This window comes from Kocuria sp. UBA5001 (assembly GCF_002398425.1).
Lineage (GTDB): Bacteria > Actinomycetota > Actinomycetes > Actinomycetales > Micrococcaceae > Kocuria > Kocuria salsicia.
Genome location: NZ_DGYR01000010.1, coordinates 130,317 through 152,526, shown reverse-complemented (window position 1 = coordinate 152,526; position 22,210 = coordinate 130,317). Strand labels below are relative to the sequence as shown.

The window sequence follows — 22,210 nt, the reverse complement described above, 5'->3', positions numbered from 1 at the left end:
TGTCTGGTGCGCGATACTGGGATCGAACCAGTGACCTCTTCCGTGTCAGGGAAGCGCGCTACCGCTGCGCCAATCGCGCTCAATCTCTTGAACGAGGTGGTTGCACCGAGGTGGAGACGGGATTCGAACCCGCGTAGACGGCTTTGCAGGCCGCTGCCTAACCACTCGGCCACCCCACCGGGGACCAGATCCTTGGAGGACAAGGTCTCAGGTCTCGACCAGGGTCGAAAACTGCGAGCGGACGACGGGAGTCGAACCCGCGACCCTCACCATGGCAAGGTGATGCTCTACCAGCTGAGCTACGTCCGCATTGTTGGCCGATCGGGACCCTGTTTCTGCAGTGCTCCGTTCTTCCGAGCGGAAACTTTATCACAGGTTCTCGCGCTGTCCTCCGCTGTGCCTTGGGAACCTGAGTTCCTTCGGTGCGTTGCATCGGGGCGTTGCCAACGAGCAGAAACATTACCGACACGATCCGGCGGGGGCAAATCGGGTGGTCGGGCCCGTGGGGGCGGGGGGTGAGCTCAATTTGCCGATCCCCGGGGACGTGCTCTAGAGTTTTCAACGTTGCAAGCGCGATTGGCGCAGCGGTAGCGCGCTTCGTTCACACCGAAGAGGTCACTGGTTCGATCCCAGTATCGCGCACTGTAACGAGGAACCCGGTCCCGGGAGGGGCCGGGTTCCTTTGCGTCCGAGACCTTTTCGGTCGGCTTGCCGAACGCCACCAACCATGCGGCACAGGCACTGGCATCGACGCCCACGCGCTCCACTGTCCGTGTCTGAGCCCTTTCCTACGCTGAGCCCATGACCCAACCTCGCCTGGCCCGCCAAACCGCCACCGGTCGCATGTATGCGCGCGAGGAGGGCGGTGACCTGCAGGTTCCGTCCATTACCACGATCATCGGCTGCGAGGCGAACGACCTCGGTGGCTGGTACGGCTACAGCGCGGCCCAGGCGCTGGCCTCCGACCCCCAGCTGCCGGATGCGCTGCGGGACTCGCGACGTCGTCGTGCCCTGGTGAACCACGCGGCGAAGGCCGCCGAGCGCCACCGGGATCAGGCGGCCCGGCGCGGTGACCGCGTCCACGACTACTGCGAGCAGCTCGCGCTGCGCGCCATGGGCCGGGAGCACCGGGCGGAGGAGGCACGGCGGGACCTTGCCGAGCACCACGAGTCCCGGTTTGCGGACAGCGCGGACCAGTGGTGGGAGCTCTACCGCCCCGAGCCACTGGCCGCAGAGATCACCGTGTGGAACACCACTGTCGGCTACGCGGGCACGCTGGACCTCGTGGCCCGTATCGGGGGCAAGGTGTGCCTGATCGACTACAAGACCCGCGGCACGGACCGTTCGGGGCGTGTTAAGGCCCCGGACCCGAAGGTCGTCACGCAGCTCGTGGCCGGGCTCAAGGCGGAGGAGTCCCTCGTGGACGCCGCCACCGGCCGGTGGGAACCGTGGGCCTACGGGGATGCCGAGGTCCTCATGGCCGTGGCCATCGGGGAGACGGAGGCCCTGACCGTGCAGGCGGTGCCGGACCACCTGCCCGTGCACTGGTTCAAGTTCTGCGCCCTTGCCAAGGTGTGGGTGCGCTCCGCGGACCTCGAGGCCGCCGGCGCCCAGCTGCGGCCCCTCGCGCCGCCGCCCCTCGAGGACAACCCCACCGGGCGCGCGGGCGGTGTTCCGCAGAGCGCCACGGCCCGGACGGTCGAGGGCCCGGCCGTAGACTGAGACCCGCCCGCCCCACGTCCCACGTCCCACGACACCCAGCTAGAGGAGTGCATCGCCCGGTGAGTATTCTGCGCATCCGCACGATCGGGGACCCCGTGCTGCGGACCCCCGCCCAGGAGGTCACGCAGTTCGACGAGTCCTTGGAGACGTTGATCCGTGACATGTTCGAGACCATGTACGCCGTGGGTGGAGTGGGCCTCGCCGCGCCCCAGGTGGGCGTGGGCCTGCGCGTCTTCACGTGGGGCGTCCAGGGAGACGAGGGGCACGTGGTCAATCCCGAGGTGAGCCTCGGTGAGGACCCGCAGGAGGGCGGCGAGGGCTGCCTTTCCGTCCCCGGTCTGTCCTACGAGACGCCGCGCCGGAACTCCGTGGTGCTCACGGGCGTGGACCAGCACGGGAAGCCCGTGCGGCGCGAGGCCACGGGACTGCTCGCGAGGTGTTTCCAGCACGAGACCGACCACCTGTCCGGAAAGCTCTACGTGGACCGGCTCGTGGGGGAGGAGCGCAAGGACGCCATGCGGCAGCTGCGGCGGGCCACCTTCCAGGAGACGGCCGCGCGCATCACCCGTGAGCGGGAGGAGCAGCGCATCGGCGGCGGCCCGGGCACCGGGTCCGCACCGTCCGAGGACGACGCCGACCGCGCGGCTCACGCCGGGTCCTCGCGCGGTGCGGGAGGTTCCGCGTTCGGGCACGGAGGTGCACGATGACGACGAACGCTCCCAGCGAACCCTTGAAGGTCCTCTACGCGGGCACGCCCGAGACGGCCGTCCCCCCGCTCGAGGCGCTGCACGCCGATCCCCGCATCACCGTGGTGGCCGTGCTGACCCGGGAACCCGCACCCGTGGGACGCAGGAAGGTTCTCACGCCGTCGGCCGTCGGACGCCGCGCCGAGGAGCTCGGACTGCCCCTGCTCACCGCCAACCGCGTCACCGATGACCTGCTGGACGATCTCCGTGCCACGGGCGCGTCCATCGCGGCTGTCGTGGCCTACGGCGCCCTGCTGCCTGCGCCGGCGCTCGAGGTCTTCGAGCACGGCTGGATCAACCTCCACTTCTCTCTGCTGCCGCGCTGGCGCGGAGCCGCACCCGTCCAGCGCGCCCTCATGGCCGGGGACACCACGATCGGTGCCACCACGTTCGTCCTGGACGAGGGCATGGACACCGGGCCCGTGGTCGCCACGGTCATGGACGAGGTGCGCGCCGAGGACACCTCCGGCTCCGTGCTGGAGCGGCTCGCCCACGAGGGCTCGCCGCTGCTCGCGGACTCGCTGCTCGACGTCGCCTCCGGCCGGGTGAGGCCCGAACCGCAGCGCGGTGAACCGAGCCCGGCCCCCAAGCTGAGCGGCGCCGAGGCCCGCGTGCGGTGGGAGGATCCCGCCCCCGCGGTGTCCCACCGGGTCCGCGGTGTCACGCCCGAACCGGGAGCGTGGACCGAGTACCAGGGCCAGCGCTTCAAGCTCGAGCGCGTGGTCCCCGCCCCGGAGGTCACGGGGATCGCACCCGGTCACGTGGAGATCCGCGAGAAGCACGTGTACGTGGGGACCGGGTCCTCAGCGGTGGAGCTGACCCGTGTGCAGCCCTCCGGCAAGAAAGCAATGGCGGCGCTCGACTGGGCGCGCGGCCAGCAGAACAGGGAGCAGGTGGCGTTCGCATGAGCCGGGATCAGCACGAGCTGGGTGGCGCGTCCGACGGGCGCAACGAGCGCCGCAGTCAGGGGCCGGGAGACCGACGGGGTCCCGGAAACAGCCGCGGCGCGTCGCGTGACGGCTCCCGCCGCAACGCCCGTGGGCACGAGCGCAACCGCCGGTCCCAGCAGGAGCGCTCCTACTCCGCGCAGGCCCCGGCCCAGCGGCGTCGGAACTCCGACCCCGCACGGTTGACTGCCTTCCAGGCGCTGCGGGCGGTGAACTCCGAGGACGCCTACGGCAACCTGGTGCTGCCCCGCCTGGTGCGTGAGAACCGCCTGGACAGGAGGGACGCCGCCTTCGCCACGGAACTCGCCTACGGGACCATGCGCTGGCAGGGAACGTGGGACGCCGTGCTCGAGACATGCGTGGACCGCCCGCTCGACCAGCTCGATCCCGCCGTGCTGGATGCCCTGAGACTGGGTACCCACCAGCTGCTCGCCATGCGCGTGCCCGACCACGCGGCCCTCGACGCCACCGTGGGCCTCGTGCGCGGCGAGGTGGGGCAGGGCCCGGCAGGGCTCGTCAACGCGGTGCTGCGCAAGGTCGCGCGCCAGAGCGGGGAGGAGTGGCTGGACCAGCTCGCCGCCGAGCAGTCGGACGAGCTGCGGCGGATGGCCGTCCGGCACGCGCACCCCGCGTGGGAGATCCGTGCCATGCGGCGTGCCCTGCGCGTGAACGGCCGGGACACGGGGGAGATCGAGGCGCTGCTCGAGGCGGACAACGAACCGCCGAGCGTCCACCTCGTCGCGCTGCCGGGTCTGGGCTCCCTCGACGCCGCGATCGACGACGGCGCACGCCCGGGCGACCTCGTGCCGGACAGCGCCGTGAGCGCGGGCGGGGACGTCCACCGGATCCCCGGCACCCGCGAGGGTGTGGTAAGGGTGCAGGACGCCGGGTCCCAGCTCGTAGCGCGGGTCCTCGCCAAGGCCCCCGTGCAGGATGACGCCGGCCGGTGGGCGGACCTCTGCGCCGGTCCCGGTGGCAAGGCGGCCCTGCTGGCGGCGCTCGCGAACGAGCGCGGGGCCACGCTGCTGGCCAACGAGGTCGGCGAGCACCGCGCCGACCTCGTCCGCAATGCCCTCGCCCCCGTCCCGGAGGACGCGTGGCAGGTGCGGGTCGGAGATGCACGGGACGTCCCCGGTGCGGAGCCCGCCCGGTTCGACCGTGTCCTCGTGGATGTTCCGTGCACCGGCCTGGGGGCGCTGCGGCGCCGGCCCGAGGCGCGGTGGCGGCGCACGCCGTCGGACGTGGGGAATCTCGCCAGCATCCAGCGGCAGCTTCTCGACGCCGCACTGGACGTGACCCGCCCGGGAGGGGTGGCGCTCTACGCCACGTGCTCGCCGCACACCGCGGAAACGCACGACGTGCTCCAGGAGGTGCTGGACGCCCGCGGGGACGTCGAGGTCCTGGACACGGCGGAACTTGCCCGTTCCGCGGCCCTGCCCGGTGCGCTGGACGGGGAGCGCGCCGTGGGCCACGAGGTGCCCGGCGGTGGCACGAGCGTCCAGCTGTGGCCGCACGTGCACGGTACGGACGCCATGTTCATGGTCGCTCTGCGCCGGCGGTCCTGAGACTCGCGCCGACGTCGGGCGGAAACCCGGCGTCCGTGCGCGAGTCAGACGCCCGGCGGGCGCCGCCGCCCGCCCCTCACGTACGGGAATGTGCAGACAGACCCCCGGCACGTACATCCCGGCCACACCGGCCGCCCACCGGCTCCCAGGAGGAACCCATGTCACGCTGCGACATCCACCCGTCCATCCTCTCCGCAGACTTCTCGCACCTGGCGGAGGAGCTCCAGCGCATCTCCGGTGCGGACGCCGCGCACGTGGACGTGATGGACAACCACTTCGTCCCCAACCTGACCCTGGGTCTGCCGGCGGTGGAGAGACTCCAGGCGGTCTCGCCCATTCCCCTGGACCTGCACCTGATGATCGATGACCCGGACCGGTGGGCTCCCGCGTACGCGGAGGCCGGCTGCGCGTCCGTTACGTTCCACGCCGAGGCCGCCGCAGCGCCCGTCAAGCTGGCCCGGGAGCTGCGGGCCGCCGGGGCCAAGGCGGGTCTCGCAGTGCGACCCGCCACCCCGGTCGAGCCCTACCTGGACCTGCTGGCCGAGCTGGACATGCTCCTGATCATGACTGTGGAGCCCGGCTTTGGTGGTCAGAAGTTCCTGGACGTGACGCTGCCCAAGTTGCGCCGGGCCGCCGCCGCCGTGAAGGACCACGGTGGAACGGTGGCCCTGCAGGTGGACGGCGGGATCACGGAGGAGACCATTGCCCGTGCCGCGGAGGCCGGCGCGGACACGTTCGTCGCCGGTTCCGCGGTCTACGGCCAGGACGACCCCGCCGTCGCGATTGAGGCGCTCCGCAGGACCGCGCGGGAGCACCGGGCCTGAATTTATGCGGGCCCCGATGACGGGTCAGCGGAGAACGCCCTGCCTGTCAGCGCAGGTCCAGGAGTTCACGCAGTTCCGTGAAGGCGCCCCGCACCACGGTGTAGTGCGCCCACTTGCCGCGCTGCTCGCGTGTGAGCAGTCCGGCGTCCACCAGCTTCTTGAGGTGATGACTCACGGTGGGCTGGCTGATGTCGAGGACGTCCAGCAGGTCGCAGGCGCACACTGCGTCGCAGCCCTGCGCGGCGATGTGGGAGAGCAACCGCAGGCGCGTCGGGTCGGAGAGCGCCTTGAGCTTCGCGGTCATGCGCTCGGCCTCGCCGGCCCCGAGCGGCGAGGAGGCGAGCGAGCAGCACTCGGTTGCTTTCTCATCGATCAGCTCGGGTCGTTGCGCGGGTGCTTTCATACCGACATTTTACATTGACGGAAATCTATATGACCTCGTAGCGTATGTCCCATAGATGACCGTCGATACGAGGAGCTCGCCGCCCGTGAGTACCACCATCGCCCCCGCACCGGTGAGGCAGAGCATGTCGTTCCTGGACCGGTGGCTGCCGGCCTGGATCCTGCTGGCCATGGGCGTGGGCCTGCTGCTGGGCCGGCTGGTGCCGGGGCTGAACACGGCCTTGGAAGCCATGACGATCGGACAGGTGTCGCTGCCGATCGCAGTCGGTCTGCTGGTGATGATGTATCCCGTCCTGGCGAAGGTGCGCTACGACGAGACCCGCCGCGTGACCGGCGACAAGCGATTGCTTGGCCTGTCGCTCGTGCTCAACTGGGTCGTGGGACCGGCGTTGATGTTCGTGCTCGCCTGGGTGTTCCTGCCCGATCTGCCCGAGTACCGCACCGGGTTGATCATCGTGGGCCTGGCCCGGTGCATCGCCATGGTCCTGATCTGGAACGATCTCGCATGCGGTGACCGGGAGAGTGCGGCCGTGCTCGTGGCCATCAACTCCGTCTTCCAGGTCGTAGCCTTCGGCGCTCTGGGGTGGTTCTACCTCCAGGTCCTGCCGTCGTGGCTGGGGTTGCCCACCACCACGGCCGAATTCTCCGCGGGGGCGATCGTAGGATCCGTCCTGGTGTTCCTCGGCATCCCGCTGCTCGCAGGCTTCCTCACTCGCGTCCTGGGTGAACGGGCGAAGGGCCGGGACTGGTACGAGGAGAAGTTCCTCCCCGCGATCGGCCCGTGGGCCCTGTACGGCCTCCTGTTCACCATCGTGATGCTCTTCGCGCTCCAGGGGGACGCCATCACCTCACAGCCCCTCGACGTGGTCAGGATCGCGCTGCCGTTGCTCGTGTACTTCGCTCTGATGTTCGTCATCGGCCTCTTCGCCTCGAAAGCAGTGGGGCTCGACTACGGCAAGTCGGCCACGGTGGCCTTCACCGCGTCGGGCAACAACTTCGAACTGGCGATCGCCGTGGCCATCAGCACCTTCGGCGTCACCTCCGGGCAGGCACTGGCCGGCGTCGTGGGGCCGTTGATCGAAGTGCCCGTCCTGATTGGCCTGGTCTACGTGGCCCTGTGGGCCGGCCAGCGCGTGTTCCCGAACGATCCTTCTGTCCCCACCGACCGAACCCGGGAGACCGCATCATGAGCGCACCATCACCCACGAAACCGACCGTGCTCTTCGTCTGCGTCCACAACGCGGGCCGCTCCCAGATGGCGGCGGGCTACCTGGCCTCGATGTCAGGCGGGAGCATCGATGTCCGCTCGGCCGGGTCCGAACCGGCAGAGAGCCTGAACCCGGTGGCCGTGGAGGCAATGGCTGAGGAGGGCATCGATATCACCGCAGCCGTGCCCACGATCCTGCGGACGGAGCAGGTCAGGGCCTCCGACGTCGTCATCACCATGGGCTGTGGGGACACCTGCCCCGTGTTTCCGGGCAAGCGCTACGAGGCCTGGGACCTCGACGACCCGGCCGGTCAGCCCCTCGCGGACGTGCGCAGGATCCGCGACGACATCAAGGCCCGCGTCACCGGACTGCTCTCGGATCTGCAGGGCCGTGAGAACGGCCGGAAAACCAGGACGTAACCGCCCGGTGCCCCCGATCACGGGCATGGTGCGGCCGCGTGGCATAATGAGCGCAGCAACGTGTTCCGGGGTCGGTGCAATTCCGAACCGGCGGTGACAGTCCGCGAACCGTGAACACCGTGCGCCACCTCGCCCCGGCCCCTGTGGCCGGCCGGGCAGTGCACGGAACCACGGCCGAACCGGTGGAATTCCGGTGCCGACAGTACAGTCTGGATGGTAGGCACACGTGCGCGTTCCGGCGTTCCGCCGTGCTCATCCGCTGACGGGGGAGCACCCGGTCCCGTCGTGACGCCTTCCGCCGCACGACCCTGACCGGTCGGCGTGCGTCCTTCTCCCCGGAACCACTGGTCGTGGCGGGTGAGAGGAGACTCCATGGATGTCCTGCGGTGGTTGTTCGATGCACAGATCCGCGTGGGTGACGGGTTCATCCTGTGGCGCGAGGTGCTCGGCAACGTGTTCGGCCTGCTCTCCGCCCTGGGCGGGATGCGCCGGAAGGTCTGGGCGTGGCCCGTGGGCATCGTGGGCAACGCGATCCTCCTGACCGTCTTCCTGGGCGCCGTGTTCGACACCCCCAATCCCGTAAACCTGCTGGGCCAGGCGGGGCGCCAGGTCATGTTCATCGCCGTCTCGGTCTACGGCTGGGTGCAGTGGCGCCGGTCGCGGGGCGCGGAGCAGGAGGCCGTCTCGCCGCAGTGGGCGGGTCTGCGGCAGCGCGTCCTCCTGGTCGTCGCGCTGGTGGCAGGCACCGCGGTGCTGACGCCCGTGTTCCGCATGCTGGGCTCCTACGAGCCGGTGTGGGCGGACGCGTGGATCTTCATGGGCTCCCTGCTGGCCACCCTCGGCATGGCCAAGGGGTGGGTTGAGTTCTGGCTGTTCTGGGTCGCGGTGGACCTCGTGGGCGTCCCGCTGCTCTTCTCCGCGGGCTACTACGCCTCCGGGCTCATGTACATCTTCTACGGCGCATTCACCCTTGCGGGATTCTTCGTGTGGTGGCGGGTGAACACGAAGCAGCGCAGGAGCGCCACTATCGGGACGGGCTTCCCGGACCTCCACCTCTCCGTGGGCGAGGAGGAGCGGTGACGCCCGACGACGCCGCGCGGCCGCGTCCCCACGACGGTCACCGAGCGGTGGTCGGCGAGGCCTTCACCCCCGCGGAGGAAGCTGCCATGCGGGCGGCCCTCGCCGCGGCGCAGCGGGGCGTGCGCGGCGCGAACCCCGTGGTTGGTGCGGCCCTCATCGACGCCGCCGGAACCCCGCTGCACGTGGGCCACCACCGCGGCGCAGGCACGGACCACGCCGAGGTGGACGTGCTGCGGCAGGCCCGCGCAGCGGGGACGCCGCTGGGCGACACCACTCTGCTGGTCACCCTGGAACCGTGCCACCACACCGGGCGCACGGGCCCGTGCTCCGCCGCGATCCTTGCGGCCGGGATTCCCCGGGTGGTCTTCGCGGTGCCGGACGCCACGGACACCGCACGCGGCGGCGGGGCCCACCTCGCGGCGCACGGGGTGGACGTGCGCCACGGGCTGCTCGCGGACCCGGCGCGTGACCTCAACGACCGCTGGTTCCTGGCGCAGCGGCGTCGTCGGCCGTTCGTGACCCTCAAGCTCGCCCAGAGCCTCGACGGCAGGGCGGCTGCCGCGGACGGCACGAGCCAGTGGATCACCGGCGCCCCCGCCCGCGCCGAGGGCCACGCCCTGCGCGCGCGGGCGGACGCGATCCTGGTGGGCGGTGGCACGCTGCGTGCGGACGACCCGTCCCTCACGGCCCGGGACGCCCACGGGACTCCGGTCGAGAGTCAGCCGTTGCGCGCAGTGATGTCCACGGGGCCGGTACCGGAGCAGGCGCGCGTACGTCGCGGCGTCGCGGCGGGGCAGAGCGCAGCCCGGCCCGGGGCCTCCGGTGACGACGGGAGGTTCGCCCACCTGCCGACCCACGACCCCGCCGAGGCGCTGCAGACTCTTCGCGAGCTCAGCGCCGCCCACGTGCTCGTGGAGGGCGGGCCCACCGTGAGCGCAGCGTTCCTCGCCGCGGACCTCGTGGACGAGCTGTGGCTCTACCAGGCGCCCCTGCTGCTGGGGGAGGGCTCCGCATCCGTGGCCCCGCTCGGGATCGGCACGCTCACGGACGCCTCGCGCTGGCGGAGCGATCCGGTGGGGCTTCCAGAGGGGGAGCGCCCCGTGGCGGGGCTCGGCGAGGATGTCCGCTGGCACCTGCGGCCCGCACCCCGGGAGACGGTGTCCCAGTACCGAGGCCTGCACGCAGCGACGTTCGACAGGACGGTGACCGGCACCCCGGCGCCGCAGGATTTGACCACGCCTGATCCGGCGCCTCACGACCCTGGCCCATCCCACGCGGACTTGCCCGGTGCGGCACAGCACTGTGCCGCCCCGCCCCGCCCAGCATCCGCCGTTGCTCAGCAACCGTACGCCCACCCGTGCGCGCCGCGCGGCGCCTGACCTGCACCCCCGTCACTGAGGAGACCCGTTGTTCACCGGAATTGTCGAATCCCAGGCCACCGTCGAGCGCGTCGAACGGCTCGCGGAGGACGCCGCCCGCCTGCACGTGTCCGCCGGAGCGCTCGTCGCGGACCTGCCGGAGGGCGGGTCCCTGGCCGTCAACGGCGTGTGCCTCACAGCAGTGCCCGCCCCGGCGTCCGTGCCGGGGGACTTCACCGCGGACGTCATGGGGGAGACACTGCGCCTGACGACGCTGGGCGAGCTCAGCGGCGGGGAGACGGTCAACGTGGAACGCTGCACGGCCGTCGGGCAGCGGCTGGACGGACACGTGGTGCAGGGCCACGTGGACGGTGTCGGCACCGTGCTGCAGCGCACCGCGCACACGGGCTGGGAGACGGTGCGCGTGGGCCTGCCACGCGAGCTCGCACGCTACGTGGCCGTCAAGGGCTCTGTGGCCGTGGACGGCGTGTCCCTCACGGTCACCGCCGTCTCCGGGGTGGACGAGGCCGCGGCGTGGTTCGAGGTGGGGCTGATCCCCGAGACCCTGCGCACCACGACGCTGGGTGTGCGCGGGCCCGGTGCGCGCGTGAACCTGGAGGTGGACGTAATGGCCAAGTACGCGGAGCGGCTCGGGGTCTTCACCGCCCCGCAGGCGGCTTCCACCGACCGGGGCGTGGTGCTGGACGCCGTGGCCGCCATCGCCTCCGGCGCCGCGGTGCTGGTCGTGGACGACGAGGACCGCGAGAACGAGGGGGACCTGGTATTCGCCGCGCAGCACGCCACCCAGCCGCTCATGGGCTTCACCGTGCGTCACAGTTCCGGGGTGGTGTGCGTTCCCATGCCGCAGGAGACCGCGGACCGGCTGGGGCTGCCGCCCATGACCTCCCACAACGAGGACGCGAAGGGCACCGCCTACACCCTCACGTGCGACGCCCGGGTGGGCGTGAGCACCGGCATCAGCGCCCGCGACCGCGCCCTGACCGCCCGTTTGCTCGCCCTGCCCACCACGTCCGCCGCGGACCTGACCCGACCTGGCCACATCCTGCCGCTGCGCGCCGCGGCCGGGGGAGTCCGCGAACGCGCGGGGCACACCGAGGCCGCGGTGGAGCTCGCCCGCCTGGCGGGGTGCGAACCGGTGGGAGCGATAGCGGAGGTTGTGGACGACGACGGCCAGCCCCTGCGCGCGCCCGCCCTGCGCCGTTTCGCGGACCAGCACGGTCTGGTGATGATCAGCATCGCAGACCTGGTGGAGCACCTGGACGGCACGGCCGCGGCCACGCCGGACGCTCCCACCGGGCAGCGGAAGGGAGGGCTGCCCGCATGAGCGCACGCGAACGAGGCGACGGCACGTCAACCGGGGCCGACGACGTCGGCCCCGAGCGCGGCACGAACGCCGTCGACGCCGTACCGGTGCACGGGTACGGCACAGGTCCAGCGGCGAGCACCGCGGCCCCGGAGGACCGGGCGGGCCCCGGGACGGACACCGCGGCGGCGTCCTCCGTGGGGGAGCTCGAGCACAGCGAGCCCGTGGTCGTGCCCACCGAGCACGGCACGTTCTCGACCATCGGGTGGCGCGTGCCCGTGCCCTCCGGCGTTCCCGCGGCCGAGCACCTCTCGCTCACGGCACCGCCGCCCCCGGAGGAGGCGCACCTGCCACCCCTCGTGCGGCTGCACTCGGAGTGCCTCACCGGGGACGTCCTCGGCTCGTGGCGCTGCGACTGCGGTCCCCAGCTGCACCTGGCCATGGAGCGGGTGGCCCGTCACGGCGGGGCGGTCCTCTACCTGCGCAACCACGAGGGCCGGGGCATCGGGCTGATCAACAAGCTGCGGGCCTACAAGCTCCAGGACGGCGGCGCGGACACCGTGGACGCCAACACCCTGCTGGGGCTGCCAGCGGAGGCCCGCGACTACACCGCTGCCGGGCGGATCCTCACGGCCATGGGACTCACCGAGATCCGGCTTCTGTCCAACAACCCGGACAAGGTCGCCAAGCTGGAGGCCCTGGGGATCACGGTCACGCAGATGGTGCCCCACGAGGTCCACGCCCGGCACGAGAACATCGACTACCTGCGCACCAAGCGCGATCGCATGCACCACCACCTGACCCACCTCATCCCAGGAGAGAACTCATGAGCGGACACGGCGCCCCCACCATCCAGGCCTCGGACCTCGACGCCTCGCAGCTGACGATTGCCGTCGTGGCGGCGAGCTGGCACACCACCATCATGGACGGGCTGGTGGCCGGGGCCCGCCGTGCCCTGGAGGAGGCGCACACGGGGAAGGTCCTCGAGGTGCGCGTCCCCGGAAGCTTCGAGCTGCCCGTGGCGGCGCGCCGGCTCGCGGAGTCCGCGGACGCCGTCGTGGCCCTGGGCGTCGTCGTGCGCGGCGGCACACCGCACTTCGACTACGTGTGCAGCGCGGCGACCACGGGGCTGACGGACGTCAGCGTGGCCACGGGCACACCGGTGGGTTTCGGCGTGCTCACGTGCGACACCGAGCAGCAGGGCCTGGACCGCGCCGGGCTGGAGGGCTCCACCGAGGACAAGGGCTACGAGGCCGCCCACGCCGCCGTGAGCACCGCCCTGACCCTGCAGGGACTGGGCGTGTGAGCGCGGCCGGCGGTTCGGGGGAGGCGTGCGCACCCATTACCCTGGAACGGTGAAAACCTTCGAAGACCTCTTCACCGAACTCAGCGACAAGGCCGCGCGGCGCCCGGAGGGCTCCAAGACCGTCACGGAGCTGGACTCGGGAATCCACGGCATCGGCAAGAAGGTCGTCGAGGAGGCTGCCGAGGTCTGGATGGCGTGCGAGTACGAGACCGAGGCCGAGGCCGCGGAGGAGATCTCCCAGCTGCTCTACCACCTGCAGGTCATGATGATCGCCAAGGGCATGAGCCTCGAGGACGTCTACAAGCACCTGTGAGCCGCGCGCCGCCCGCGCGAAGCCCCCACCACGTCACCAAGGCCTCCCCACGGAGACCACGTCACCGAGTTCTCATCACAGAGTCCGCGTCGCGGAAAGGAACACCATGCTGCGAGTAGCCGTGCCCAACAAGGGTGCGCTGTCGGAAGCCGCCATCACCATGCTCACCGAGGCCGGGTACCGGCAGCGGCGCAGCAGCCGTGAACTCGTGCTCGTGGACAACGAGAACCACGTGGAGTTCTTCTACCTGCGCCCCCGTGACATCGCGATCTACGTGGGGAGCGGCACCCTGGACCTCGGTATCACCGGGCGGGACCTGCTCCTGGACTCCGGAGCCGAGGCCCACGAGGAGCTCGGTCTCGACTTCGCCCGCTCCACGTTCCGTTTGGCCGGTCCCCGCGGCCAGTTCCAGGACCTGCGAGAGCTGGAGGGCAAGCGGATCGCCACGAGCTACCAGCTGCTGCTCGGACGCTACCTTGCGGAGAAGGGCGTGGACGCCGAGGTGGTCCGCCTGGACGGTGCCGTGGAGTCCTCCATCCGCCTGGGGGTCGCGGACGCCATCGCGGACGTCGTGGAGACCGGCAACACGCTGCGCGCCGCAGGCCTCGAGATCTTCGACGAGCCCGTCATGCACTCGGAGGCCCTGCTCATCCGCCGCGGGGACGAGCCGGAGCCCGAGGGGCTGCAGGTGCTGCGACGCCGTCTGAAGGGCGTCCTCGTGGCGCGCCAGTACGTGATGATGGACTACGACATCAGCGAGGACCTGCTGCCCGCGGCCACCGAGATCACCCCCGGCATGGAGGGGCCCACTATCTCCCCGCTGGGCCGCGACGGCGCTGTGGCCGTGCGCGCCATGGTCCGCAAGAGCGACACGAACAACGTCATGGACGCCCTCTACGAGGTGGGTGCGCGGGCGATCCTCGTCTCACCCATCCAGGCCGCGCGGATCTGAGCATCCACGCGGGCAGGAAGCATTGATCGCAACAGTGAGGACGGTGGCGTGATGGGAGTGGCCGTACGGGTCATACCGTGCCTGGACGTGGACGCCGGGCGCGTGGTCAAGGGCGTGAACTTCGAGAATCTGCGCGACGCGGGGGACCCGGTGGAGCTCGCCGCCAGGTACAACCTGGCCGGGGCGGACGAACTGACGTTCCTGGACGTCACCGCGTCCTCGAGCGAGCGGGACACGATGTTCGACGTCGTCTCCCGTGCCGCGGAGGAGGTCTTCATCCCCCTCACCGTCGGCGGCGGGGTCCGCGCGCCCCAGGACGTGGACCGGCTGCTGCGCTGCGGGGCGGACAAGGCCTCGATCAACACCGCGGCGGTCGCGCGCCCGGGGGTGATCGACGAGATCACGGACCGTTTCGGCAACCAGGTGCTCGTGCTCTCCCTGGACGCCAGGCGCACGGGCAACACCCCGTCCGGTTTCGAGGTCACCACGCACGGCGGTCGCACCCTCACGGGCCTCGACGCGCTGGAGTGGGCCCGCGAGGCCGAGGACCGCGGCGTGGGGGAGATCCTGCTGAACTCCATGGACGCGGACGGCACGCGCAACGGCTTCGACCTGGAGATGATCTCCGCGGTGCGCGAGCGTGTGGGCGTGCCCCTGATTGCCTCCGGGGGCGCCGGGGCGCCCGAGCACTTCCCGCCCGCCGTCGCCGCCGGTGCCGACGCCGTGCTGGCGGCCTCGATCTTCCACTTCGGCCCGCACGAGGCAATCGCCCAGGTCAAGGACGCCCTGCGGGCGGCCGGCTGCGAGGTGCGCTGATGAACGGGGCGCAGGAACCCGGCGTCACGGGTGCACTGGACCCCCGGATCGCCGAGCTGCTCAAACGGGACCCGGCGGGGCTCGTGGCGGCCGTGGTGCAGCAGTACGACACCCTCGAGGTGCTCATGCTGGGCTGGATGGACGACGAGGCGCTGCGGCGCACCCTCACGGAGGGCCGGGTGACCTTCTGGTCCCGCTCCCGCCAGGAGTACTGGCGCAAGGGGGACACCTCAGGGCACGTCCAGACGGTGCACTCCGTCCACCTGGACTGCGACGGGGACGCCCTGCTGGTGCGCGTCGACCAGACCGGCGCGGCGTGCCACACGGGCGCGCGCACATGTTTCGACGAGCGGGACCTCCACGCGGAAAAGGCGGTTTGAATGCGGGACCTCGGCACCATCACACCCACCCTCGAGGAGTTCCGGGAGTACGCGCGCACGCGCCGTGTGATCCCGGTGCGCACCACCGTCCTCGCGGACGCCCTGACGCCCGTGGGCCTGTACCGGTGCCTGGTCACCCGCGACGGTGACCCCGCAGCCGGCACGTTCCTGCTGGAGTCCGCGGCCGAGGGCGGCGTGTGGTCGCGCTACTCGTTCGTGGGTGCCGGCTCCGTGGCCACGCTGACGTCGAAGGACGGCCAGGCCCACTGGCTTGGCGAGGCGCCGGCGGGCGCTCCCACGGACGGCGACCCCATGGAGGCCCTGCGTGCCACCATGGAGCTGCTGCACACCGAGCCCTTCGAGGGCGTGCCTCCCCTGACGAGCGGGATGGTCGGCTTCGTGGGCTGGGAGGCCGTGCGGCACTGGGAGAAGCTGCCGGACCCGCCCGAGGATGACCTGCACATGCCCGAGCTCGCCATGAACCTCGTCTCGGACATGGCGGTGCACGACAGCAAGGACGGCACCGTGATGCTCGTCGCCAACGCCGTGAACGTCAACGGCACCGACGAGAACGCCGACGCCGCCTACCACGACGCCGTCCGCCGGCTGCGCTCCATGGTGGACCGGCTGGCCACCCCGCTCGGGCACACCACCGTCTCGGTCACGGACCGGGAGGACCTCGACTCCGGGGACGTGGAGTCCGCCGTGCGTCAGTCGTGGGACCGCGAGCTGTTCATGTCCGCCATCGAGCGCGGCAAGCGGGCGATCGTGGACGGGGACATCTTCCAGGTGGTCGTCTCCCGCCGCTTCGAGGCCGAGTGCGGTGCGAGCTCCCTGGACGTCTACCGCACGCTGCGGCGGATCAACCCGAGCCCGTACATGTACCTGTACTCGTTCCAGGACGCGGACGGGCGGCCCTACTCGATCGTGGGGTCCTCGCCCGAGGCGCTCGTGACGGTCACCGGCAGGGAGGCCGTGACCCACCCCATTGCCGGTTCACGGCCGCGGGGCGCCACGGTGGACGAGGACGTGGCCCTGGGCCAGGAGCTGCTCGCGGACCAGAAGGAGCGCGCGGAGCACCTCATGCTCGTGGACCTCGCGCGCAACGACCTCTCGCGGATCGCCGAGCCCGGCAGCGTGGACGTCAGCGAGTTCATGGAGATCGAGCGCTTCAGCCACATCATGCACCTGTGCTCCACCGTGGTGGCCCGCATGCGCGAGGACGTCAGCGCGTACGACGTGCTCGCCGCAACCTTCCCTGCCGGGACCCTCTCGGGTGCGCCCAAGCCGCGCGCCCTGCGGCTGCTCGACGAGTACGAGCCGCTGCGCCGGGCGGTGTACGGCGGCGTGGTCGGGTACATGGACTTCGCGGGCAACATGGACATGGCCATCGCCATCCGCACCGCGCTGCTTCTCGAGGGCACGGCGTACGTCCAGGCGGGCGGGGGTATCGTGGCGGACTCGGATCCGGAGACGGAAGCCCTCGAGTCCCTCAACAAGGCCACGGCACCGCTGCGCGCGGCGCTGATCGCCGAGTCCCTGCGCTCCCTGCAGCGCTGAGAACCCCCACCGCATCCCGCGAGGAGCTGAGATTGCTGCGCCGTACCGCACCCGCCGTCCTGGTCACGCTGCTGTGTGCCCTGGCCCTGTTCGGCACCACCACACAGACCTGGATCCACGCCGGGGTCACCACGTCCCTGCAGCCGGTCACGGTGGATGTGACGGGTTCCGACGCCGCTCCGGCCGTGACCGCCCTGGGCCTCGTGGCCGCCGTCGCGGCGGTGGCGTCCGTGCTCGGCGGCCGGTGGCTGCGCAGCGTCGTCGGTGTCGTCGTGGCACTGGCGGGTGCGGGGGCGGTGGTGGCGGTCCTGGCCGTCACCACCGACGCCCGCGCCGCGGCGCAGCCCACCGTGGGCACGCGCACCGGCGTGATCAACGAGGGCGGCGACTACGCCCTCACCGGGTGGCCCTGGGGCGCAGTGGCCGCCGCGGTGCTGCTGGGGCTGTGCGGGGTGTGGCTCGTCCTGGTCGCCCAGCGCGTGCGCCGCCAGGCCTCTCAGCGCTACGACCGCGCGGCGGTCACGGGCGCGGGGGCCCAGGGTGGCAACGGCGAGGCGTCGGCAACGGCGACGTCGGGCACCCCCGCGCCGGGCGACGTCGGCACCCCGACCACGGTGGGGCAGGCTCAGGCCGCGGAGCACGCGGACGACATCGACACCTGGGACGCCCTGACCCGCGGCGAGGATCCCACCGGAGACTGAGTCGCGTGGCTGCCCGGGGCAGACGCCGGATAGTGGCACAATGGAGCCAGAGAATCCGACCCGCACACCACGCGGGCGCAGCACACTATGGGCCACAGGCTCAACCGGCACGGGAGAGTGGACACGAATGTCGAACACCGATCAGATCATCCTGGACCACACCGCCGCGGTGGGCCACGGCAACACCGTGGCCGGGTGGGCCTGCGTGGCCGTGATGACCGTGGGCGTCATCGTCGGCTGCACCGGCTTCGTGATGGCCTCCACCCCGGTCACCGTGGTGGGTGTCGGCCTGATCGTGGTGGGCGTGATCGTGGGGATCGTCCTGAAGGCCATGGGCTACGGCAAGGGCGGTTCAAAGACCGCGTCCCACTGATCCCCGAGTCCGGGACCAGCACGCACAACCATCGACGATGACCAGTTCCACGCACCGCGGAACTGGTCATCGTCTTCCGCACGCCGGGTGCTGCGGCACCGGCCTGCGGACCGACGAATGAGGAGACGCATGACGCAGCAGCACAGCGCTACGGTGCTGGACCAGATCATCGAGGGGGTGCGTGAGGACCTCGAGACCCGCCGGGCCGCGGTGAGCCTCGAGGAGCTGCAGCGTGCCGTGGCCCAGCGCGGTCCCGCGCTCGATGCCGAGGCCGCCCTGCGCGGCTCGGAGCCCGCGAGCGTGCAGGTGATCGCGGAGGTCAAGCGCTCGAGCCCCTCCAAGGGGGCGCTCGCCGAGATCACGGACCCGGCGGAGCTGGCCGCGAGCTACGAGCGCGGAGGTGCCTCGGCGATCTCCGTGCTCACGGAGCAGCGCCGATTCGGCGGCTCGCTCGCTGACCTCGACGCCGTCCGCGCCGCGGTGGGCATCCCCGTGCTTCGCAAGGACTTCGTGGTCGAGGACTACCAGGTGTGGGAGGCCCGCGCGCACGGAGCGGACCTCGTTCTGCTCATCGTCGCCGCGCTCGACGACGCCGCACTGCGCCACCTGCTCGAGCTCACCCACGAGCTCGGCATGCACGCCCTCGTGGAGACGCACACGGCGGAGGAGGTCGAGCGAGCGGTGGCCGCCGGCGCGCGGATCATCGGCGTGAACACGCGCAACCTCAAGACCCTGGAGGTGGATGTCCACACCTTCGGCCGGCTCGCCGGAGCCATGCCGCAGGACGTCGTGGTCGTGGCGGAGTCCGGTGTGCTGGGCGAGGAGCAGATTCGGCTCTACGCCGGTCACGGTGCGAACGCCGTCCTCGCCGGGGAGGTCCTCGTGACCTCCGACGATCCCGCACAGAGCATCTCCCGCTTCCGTGAGGTCGGCGCCCTCGCGCGGGCCGAGCACCTGGATGGCGCCACCCCGCCGGCCGCTCAGGCCGCGTTCGCCGCCGCCCAGGTGGCGGGGGAGACCGCCCAGGGCACGGCGTCGTCGCTGCGCGAGGCCCCGGGGCCGTACTTCGGGGACTTCGGCGGGCGCTGGATGCCCGAGTCCCTCGTGGCCGCACTGGACGAGCTCACCGAGACCTTCGACAAGGCCCGCACGGACGAGGAGTTCCTCGAGGAGTTCGCGCGGCTCTCCCGCGACTACGCGGGCCGGCCCTCCATGCTCACCGAGGCCGAACGCTTCGGCGCCGAGCTCGGTGTGCGAGTGTTTCTCAAGCGCGAGGACCTCAACCACACGGGCTCCCACAAGATCAACAACGTGCTCGGCCAGGCGCTGCTCGCCCGTCGCATGGGCAAGACGCGCCTGATCGCGGAGACGGGCGCGGGCCAGCACGGCGTGGCCACCGCCACCGCCGCCGCGCTGTTCGGCATGAAGTGCTGCGTCTACATGGGCGAGGAGGACACCCGCCGCCAGGCGCTGAACGTCGCGCGGATGCGGCTGCTCGGCGCCGAGGTGGTGGCCGTGACCAACGGCTCGCGCACCTTGAAGGACGCGATCAACGAGGCGCTGCGGGACTGGGTGGCCTCCGTGGACACCACCCACTACCTGCTTGGCACAGCGGCCGGCCCGCACCCGTTCCCGGCGATGGTCCGCTACTTCCACGAGCAGATCGGCGAGGAGGCGCGCGCCCAGATCCTCGAGAAGGCCGGGCGCCTGCCGGACGCCGTGACGGCGTGCGTGGGCGGTGGCTCCAACGCCATCGGCATCTTCCACGGTTTCCTGGATGACGCCTCGGTGGAGCTCTACGGCAACGAGGCAGGCGGCGACGGCGTGGAGACCGGCCGCCACGCGGCGACCATCACGCTCGGGCGTCCGGGCGTGATGCACGGCTCCAGGACGTTCCTGATGCAGGACACGGACGGGCAGACGGTGGAGTCCCACTCGATCTCCGCCGGCTTGGACTACCCCGCTGTGGGCCCGGAGCACTCCTATCTGCACTCGATTGGGCGGGTGAAGTACGAGGCCGTCACGGACGCCCAGGCCATGGACGCCTTCCAGCTGCTGTGCCGCACCGAGGGGATCATCCCCGCGATCGAGTCCTCCCACGCGCTGGCGGGGGCCCGCGAGGTCGCCGCGAACTGGGTGCGCGAGCTCGGTCCGGAGGTCGCCGCCCAGAAGATCATCATGGTCTCTCTCTCCGGGCGCGGCGACAAGGACGTCGCCGCCGCCGCCGAGTGGTTCGACATGCTCCCGCAGGACAGCCACGAGGAACGCGTGGCCCAGAAAGGCGAACAACTGTGAGCACCACCGGAACGAACGCCACCACGCCCGCCACGCTGACCGAGCGCATCGTCCCCGCCGGGCTCTCCCGCAACGGTGACTCCGCACTCTCGCGCCGCATCGAGGACTGCCGTGCGCAGGGGCGGCCCGCCCTCGTGGGCTACCTGCCGGCCGGCTTCCCGACCGTCGAGGAGTCGGTCGCGGCCGCCGTCGCGCTCGGGCAGAACGGCGCAGACATCATCGAGATCGGCATCCCGTACTCGGACCCGGTGATGGACGGTCCCGTGATCCAGGCCGCCACCACGAAGGCGCTGGCCAACGGCTTCCGTGTGGCAGACGTGTTCACCGTGGTGCGTGCCGTCGCCGAGCAGACGGACGCCGTGCCCGTGGTGATGACCTACTGGAACCCCGTGCTGCAGACCGGCGTGGACGAGTTCGCCCGCCGGCTGGCGGAGGCCGGGGGAGCGGGGATCATCACCCCGGACCTCATCCCGGACGAGGCCTCCGAGTGGTTTGCCGCATCCGAGGCGCACGGCCTGGACCGGATCTTCCTGGTGGCGCCCTCCACCACGCGCGAGCGCATGAACATGACGGTCGGCGCGGCATCGGGCTTCGTGTACGCCGTCTCGGTCATGGGCGTCACGGGCACCCGCGACCAGGTCTCCTCCGCCGCCGAGGACGTCGTGCGGCGGGCGCGCGAGGCTGGTGCCGAGCGCGTGTGCGTGGGCCTGGGAGTCTCCTCCCGGGAGCACGTGCTGGAGATCGGGGCCTACGCGGACGGCGTGATCGTGGGCACGGCCCTCGTTCGCGCCCTGGGCGAGGGCGGGCCCGACGCCGTCGGCCGCCTGGCCGCGCACCTGGCTGGACGCGAGTGACCGCGCTCGTGGTCCCCGCGTCCATCCCGTCCCCGAGCGTCAGCAGCATCCACCTGGGCCTCTTCACCCTGCACTTCTACGCACTGTGCATCTTGCTGGGCATCGCCCTGGCCATCTGGCTGACGTCCCGCCGCTGGCGTGCGCGGGGCCAGGACCCGGACGTGCTGTGGGACATCATCTTCTGGGCGGTCGTCGCCGGGATTGTGGGCGCGCGGGCCTACCACGTGCTGATCACCGACCCCGCGGGGTACTTCGGCGTCGGGGCGGACCCGCTCGCGGTGTTCCGGATCTGGGAGGGCGGCCTCGGCATCATGGGCGCGGTGCTCTTCGGGGCGGGCGCGGCGTGGTTCGTCTCCCGCCGCAACGGGCTGTCCCTGTCCGTCTTCGCTGACTGCGTGGCCCCGGCCCTGCTGCTGGCCCAGGCCGTTGGCCGCTGGGGGAACTGGTTCAACCAGGAGCTCTTCGGCAGGCCCACCACCCTGCCGTGGGGCCTGGAGATCTCCCCGTCCTCGCCCAACTTCCCGGCGGGGCTGCCCGCGGACACCCTCTTCCACCCCACATTTCTCTATGAGAGCCTGTGGAACCTGCTGGGCGTGGTGCTGCTGCTCGCCCTGGACCGCCGGTTCCAGCTGCGCCACGGTCAGCTGTTCGCGCTGTACATGGTCTTCTACGGCTTCGGGCGGCTCATGATCGAGCTGTTCCTGCGAGTGGACCCCGCACTGATGGTCGCGGGGGTGCGCGTGCACGTGTGGACCTCGCTGCTCATCGTGCTGGCTGGGATCGCGATCTTCGTGGTCGCGGGACGTCACACACGGCGGGAGCGGGAAGTCCCCGCCGTCGGGGCGGCCGCCTGAGACAAGGCGCCGACGGCGCACCACCGCTTGGCAGCACGCGCCGAGGAAGACCCCGGGACCCGGCCCGGGGTCTTCCTGCCGTGGCCGGGGGCGGCCCGCGGGCGCACAGAGTGACCCGGTTAACGTGGTAAATTACCCACGCGCCCGCCGGAACCGCTCACCCGCATGGTTCCCCGGCACGATCCTCGGCTCGTCGCAGAGCCGTCTCCTT

General features: G+C 71.4%; 23 protein-coding genes, 4 tRNA genes and 1 riboswitch. Of the genes, 23 read left to right on the top strand and 4 right to left on the bottom strand.

Annotation, left to right across the window (positions count from 1 at the left end; all coding sequences use genetic code 11):
• Positions 1-4: 4 nt before the first annotated feature.
• The 3 genes from B3G12_RS06980 to B3G12_RS06970 form a co-directional block, all read right to left on the bottom strand.
• Positions 5-79, bottom strand: a tRNA-Val gene (locus B3G12_RS06980).
• Between the two features lie 29 nt (positions 80-108).
• Positions 109-179: transfer RNA gene (locus B3G12_RS06975), tRNA-Cys, on the bottom strand.
• A gap of 57 nt (positions 180-236) precedes the next feature.
• Positions 237-309: transfer RNA gene (locus B3G12_RS06970), tRNA-Gly, on the bottom strand.
• A gap of 261 nt (positions 310-570) precedes the next feature.
• On the opposite strand from B3G12_RS06970, the gene B3G12_RS06965 reads away from it, so the two are divergent.
• The 6 genes from B3G12_RS06965 (at position 571) to rpe (ending at position 5,804) form a co-directional block, all read left to right on the top strand.
• Positions 571-642, top strand: a tRNA-Val gene (locus B3G12_RS06965).
• Positions 643-801: 159 nt separating this feature from the next.
• Positions 802-1,722 carry a cytochrome gene (locus tag B3G12_RS06960; RefSeq protein WP_290499786.1) on the top strand — a complete coding sequence of 307 codons (921 nt, stop codon included), beginning with the start codon at positions 802-804 and terminating at the stop codon, positions 1,720-1,722.
• Positions 1,723-1,781: 59 nt separating this feature from the next.
• Positions 1,782-2,429 (top strand): peptide deformylase, encoded by a 648-nt coding sequence (gene def, locus B3G12_RS06955; RefSeq protein WP_145009223.1) that lies wholly within the window; start codon positions 1,782-1,784, stop codon positions 2,427-2,429.
• Between the two features lie 23 nt (positions 2,430-2,452).
• Positions 2,453-3,376 carry a methionyl-tRNA formyltransferase gene (gene fmt / locus B3G12_RS06950; protein ID WP_144942712.1) on the top strand — a complete coding sequence of 308 codons (924 nt, stop codon included), beginning with the start codon at positions 2,453-2,455 and terminating at the stop codon, positions 3,374-3,376.
• The gene (locus B3G12_RS06945; RefSeq protein ID WP_290499785.1) at positions 3,373-4,980 is read left to right on the top strand and encodes an RsmB/NOP family class I SAM-dependent RNA methyltransferase; all 1,608 of its coding nucleotides are present in this window, start codon (positions 3,373-3,375) and stop codon (positions 4,978-4,980) included. Before fmt ends, B3G12_RS06945 begins: the two co-directional genes overlap by 4 nt.
• Before the next feature lie 158 nt (positions 4,981-5,138).
• Positions 5,139-5,804: a ribulose-phosphate 3-epimerase gene (gene rpe, locus B3G12_RS06940; protein ID WP_144942623.1), complete on the top strand. Its 666-nt coding sequence runs from the start codon at positions 5,139-5,141 to the stop codon at positions 5,802-5,804.
• 46 nt (positions 5,805-5,850) lie between these two features.
• Here rpe and B3G12_RS06935 read toward each other — a convergent pair whose 3' ends face one another.
• A complete protein-coding gene (locus tag B3G12_RS06935) occupies positions 5,851-6,207 on the bottom strand; it encodes an ArsR/SmtB family transcription factor (protein WP_052160694.1) in 357 nt (118 codons plus the stop codon).
• 55 nt (positions 6,208-6,262) lie between these two features.
• Between B3G12_RS06935 and arsB the strand changes: the two genes are divergently transcribed.
• The 17 genes from arsB to lgt all read left to right on the top strand — a co-directional run bounded on the left by arsB (position 6,263) and on the right by lgt (position 21,999).
• Positions 6,263-7,396: an ACR3 family arsenite efflux transporter gene (gene arsB / locus B3G12_RS06930; protein WP_414672731.1), complete on the top strand. Its 1,134-nt coding sequence runs from the start codon at positions 6,263-6,265 to the stop codon at positions 7,394-7,396.
• A complete protein-coding gene (locus B3G12_RS06925; RefSeq protein ID WP_144942625.1) occupies positions 7,393-7,833 on the top strand; it encodes an arsenate reductase ArsC in 441 nt (146 codons plus the stop codon). The genes arsB and B3G12_RS06925 overlap by 4 nt, the downstream gene beginning before the upstream one ends.
• A gap of 57 nt (positions 7,834-7,890) precedes the next feature.
• Positions 7,891-8,062: riboswitch (FMN riboswitch) on the top strand.
• A gap of 143 nt (positions 8,063-8,205) precedes the next feature.
• On the top strand, positions 8,206-8,913 hold the full coding sequence (pnuC, locus tag B3G12_RS06920) for a nicotinamide riboside transporter PnuC (protein WP_145009219.1): 708 nt from the start codon (positions 8,206-8,208) through the stop codon (positions 8,911-8,913).
• The gene (gene ribD / locus B3G12_RS06915; protein ID WP_290499784.1) at positions 8,910-10,292 is read left to right on the top strand and encodes a bifunctional diaminohydroxyphosphoribosylaminopyrimidine deaminase/5-amino-6-(5-phosphoribosylamino)uracil reductase RibD; all 1,383 of its coding nucleotides are present in this window, start codon (positions 8,910-8,912) and stop codon (positions 10,290-10,292) included. Before pnuC ends, ribD begins: the two co-directional genes overlap by 4 nt.
• 28 nt (positions 10,293-10,320) lie before the next feature.
• Positions 10,321-11,616, top strand: coding sequence for a 3,4-dihydroxy-2-butanone-4-phosphate synthase (ribB, locus tag B3G12_RS06910; protein WP_290499783.1), 1,296 nt, complete (start codon positions 10,321-10,323; stop codon positions 11,614-11,616).
• A complete protein-coding gene (locus tag B3G12_RS06905; RefSeq protein WP_290499782.1) occupies positions 11,613-12,425 on the top strand; it encodes a GTP cyclohydrolase II in 813 nt (270 codons plus the stop codon). Before ribB ends, B3G12_RS06905 begins: the two co-directional genes overlap by 4 nt.
• A complete protein-coding gene (gene ribH / locus B3G12_RS06900; protein ID WP_290499781.1) occupies positions 12,422-12,901 on the top strand; it encodes a 6,7-dimethyl-8-ribityllumazine synthase in 480 nt (159 codons plus the stop codon). Before B3G12_RS06905 ends, ribH begins: the two co-directional genes overlap by 4 nt.
• A gap of 49 nt (positions 12,902-12,950) precedes the next feature.
• Positions 12,951-13,214, top strand: a complete 264-nt coding sequence (locus B3G12_RS06895) for a phosphoribosyl-ATP diphosphatase (protein ID WP_145009215.1) — start codon at positions 12,951-12,953, stop codon at positions 13,212-13,214.
• A 106-nt stretch (positions 13,215-13,320) separates the two neighbouring features.
• Entirely contained in the window at positions 13,321-14,166 is an 846-nt protein-coding gene (gene hisG, locus B3G12_RS06890) for an ATP phosphoribosyltransferase (protein WP_144942630.1), read from the top strand.
• Positions 14,167-14,217: 51 nt separating this feature from the next.
• Positions 14,218-14,982 carry an imidazole glycerol phosphate synthase subunit HisF gene (gene hisF / locus B3G12_RS06885; RefSeq protein ID WP_144942716.1) on the top strand — a complete coding sequence of 255 codons (765 nt, stop codon included), beginning with the start codon at positions 14,218-14,220 and terminating at the stop codon, positions 14,980-14,982.
• Positions 14,982-15,362, top strand: a complete 381-nt coding sequence (hisI, locus tag B3G12_RS06880) for a phosphoribosyl-AMP cyclohydrolase (protein WP_144942631.1) — start codon at positions 14,982-14,984, stop codon at positions 15,360-15,362. The genes hisF and hisI overlap by 1 nt, the downstream gene beginning before the upstream one ends.
• Positions 15,363-16,922 carry an anthranilate synthase component I gene (locus B3G12_RS06875; RefSeq protein ID WP_144942632.1) on the top strand — a complete coding sequence of 520 codons (1,560 nt, stop codon included), beginning with the start codon at positions 15,363-15,365 and terminating at the stop codon, positions 16,920-16,922. It begins immediately after the preceding gene.
• 32 nt (positions 16,923-16,954) lie between these two features.
• The gene (locus B3G12_RS06870) at positions 16,955-17,623 is read left to right on the top strand and encodes a Trp biosynthesis-associated membrane protein (protein ID WP_055084767.1); all 669 of its coding nucleotides are present in this window, start codon (positions 16,955-16,957) and stop codon (positions 17,621-17,623) included.
• Positions 17,624-17,750: 127 nt separating this feature from the next.
• Positions 17,751-17,996 carry an HGxxPAAW family protein gene (locus B3G12_RS06865; RefSeq protein WP_055084765.1) on the top strand — a complete coding sequence of 82 codons (246 nt, stop codon included), beginning with the start codon at positions 17,751-17,753 and terminating at the stop codon, positions 17,994-17,996.
• A 117-nt stretch (positions 17,997-18,113) separates the two neighbouring features.
• Entirely contained in the window at positions 18,114-20,291 is a 2,178-nt protein-coding gene (locus B3G12_RS06860) for a bifunctional phosphoribosylanthranilate isomerase/tryptophan synthase subunit beta (RefSeq protein ID WP_344203858.1), read from the top strand.
• Positions 20,288-21,145 (top strand): tryptophan synthase subunit alpha, encoded by an 858-nt coding sequence (gene trpA / locus B3G12_RS06855; protein ID WP_144942634.1) that lies wholly within the window; start codon positions 20,288-20,290, stop codon positions 21,143-21,145. Before B3G12_RS06860 ends, trpA begins: the two co-directional genes overlap by 4 nt.
• A complete protein-coding gene (gene lgt, locus B3G12_RS06850; RefSeq protein WP_055084760.1) occupies positions 21,142-21,999 on the top strand; it encodes a prolipoprotein diacylglyceryl transferase in 858 nt (285 codons plus the stop codon). Before trpA ends, lgt begins: the two co-directional genes overlap by 4 nt.
• Positions 22,000-22,210: the final 211 nt, after the last annotated feature.

Bases quoted from the DNA above. Each gene is read 5' to 3' on its own strand.
- B3G12_RS06960 (WP_290499786.1), top strand. From the start codon at position 802: ATGACCCAACCTCGCCTGGCCCGCCAAACCGCCACCGGTCGCATGTAT.
- B3G12_RS06945 (WP_290499785.1), top strand. From the start codon at position 3,373: ATGAGCCGGGATCAGCACGAGCTGGGTGGCGCGTCCGACGGGCGCAAC.
- rpe (WP_144942623.1), top strand. From the start codon at position 5,139: ATGTCACGCTGCGACATCCACCCGTCCATCCTCTCCGCAGACTTCTCG.
- B3G12_RS06935 (WP_052160694.1), bottom strand. From the start codon at position 6,207: ATGAAAGCACCCGCGCAACGACCCGAGCTGATCGATGAGAAAGCAACC.
- arsB (WP_414672731.1), top strand. From the start codon at position 6,263: ATGACCGTCGATACGAGGAGCTCGCCGCCCGTGAGTACCACCATCGCC.
- B3G12_RS06925 (WP_144942625.1), top strand. From the start codon at position 7,393: ATGAGCGCACCATCACCCACGAAACCGACCGTGCTCTTCGTCTGCGTC.
- pnuC (WP_145009219.1), top strand. From the start codon at position 8,206: ATGGATGTCCTGCGGTGGTTGTTCGATGCACAGATCCGCGTGGGTGAC.
- B3G12_RS06905 (WP_290499782.1), top strand. From the start codon at position 11,613: ATGAGCGCACGCGAACGAGGCGACGGCACGTCAACCGGGGCCGACGAC.
- ribH (WP_290499781.1), top strand. From the start codon at position 12,422: ATGAGCGGACACGGCGCCCCCACCATCCAGGCCTCGGACCTCGACGCC.
- hisG (WP_144942630.1), top strand. From the start codon at position 13,321: ATGCTGCGAGTAGCCGTGCCCAACAAGGGTGCGCTGTCGGAAGCCGCC.
- hisF (WP_144942716.1), top strand. From the start codon at position 14,218: ATGGGAGTGGCCGTACGGGTCATACCGTGCCTGGACGTGGACGCCGGG.
- hisI (WP_144942631.1), top strand. From the start codon at position 14,982: ATGAACGGGGCGCAGGAACCCGGCGTCACGGGTGCACTGGACCCCCGG.
- B3G12_RS06875 (WP_144942632.1), top strand. From the start codon at position 15,363: ATGCGGGACCTCGGCACCATCACACCCACCCTCGAGGAGTTCCGGGAG.
- B3G12_RS06865 (WP_055084765.1), top strand. From the start codon at position 17,751: ATGTCGAACACCGATCAGATCATCCTGGACCACACCGCCGCGGTGGGC.
- B3G12_RS06860 (WP_344203858.1), top strand. From the start codon at position 18,114: ATGAGGAGACGCATGACGCAGCAGCACAGCGCTACGGTGCTGGACCAG.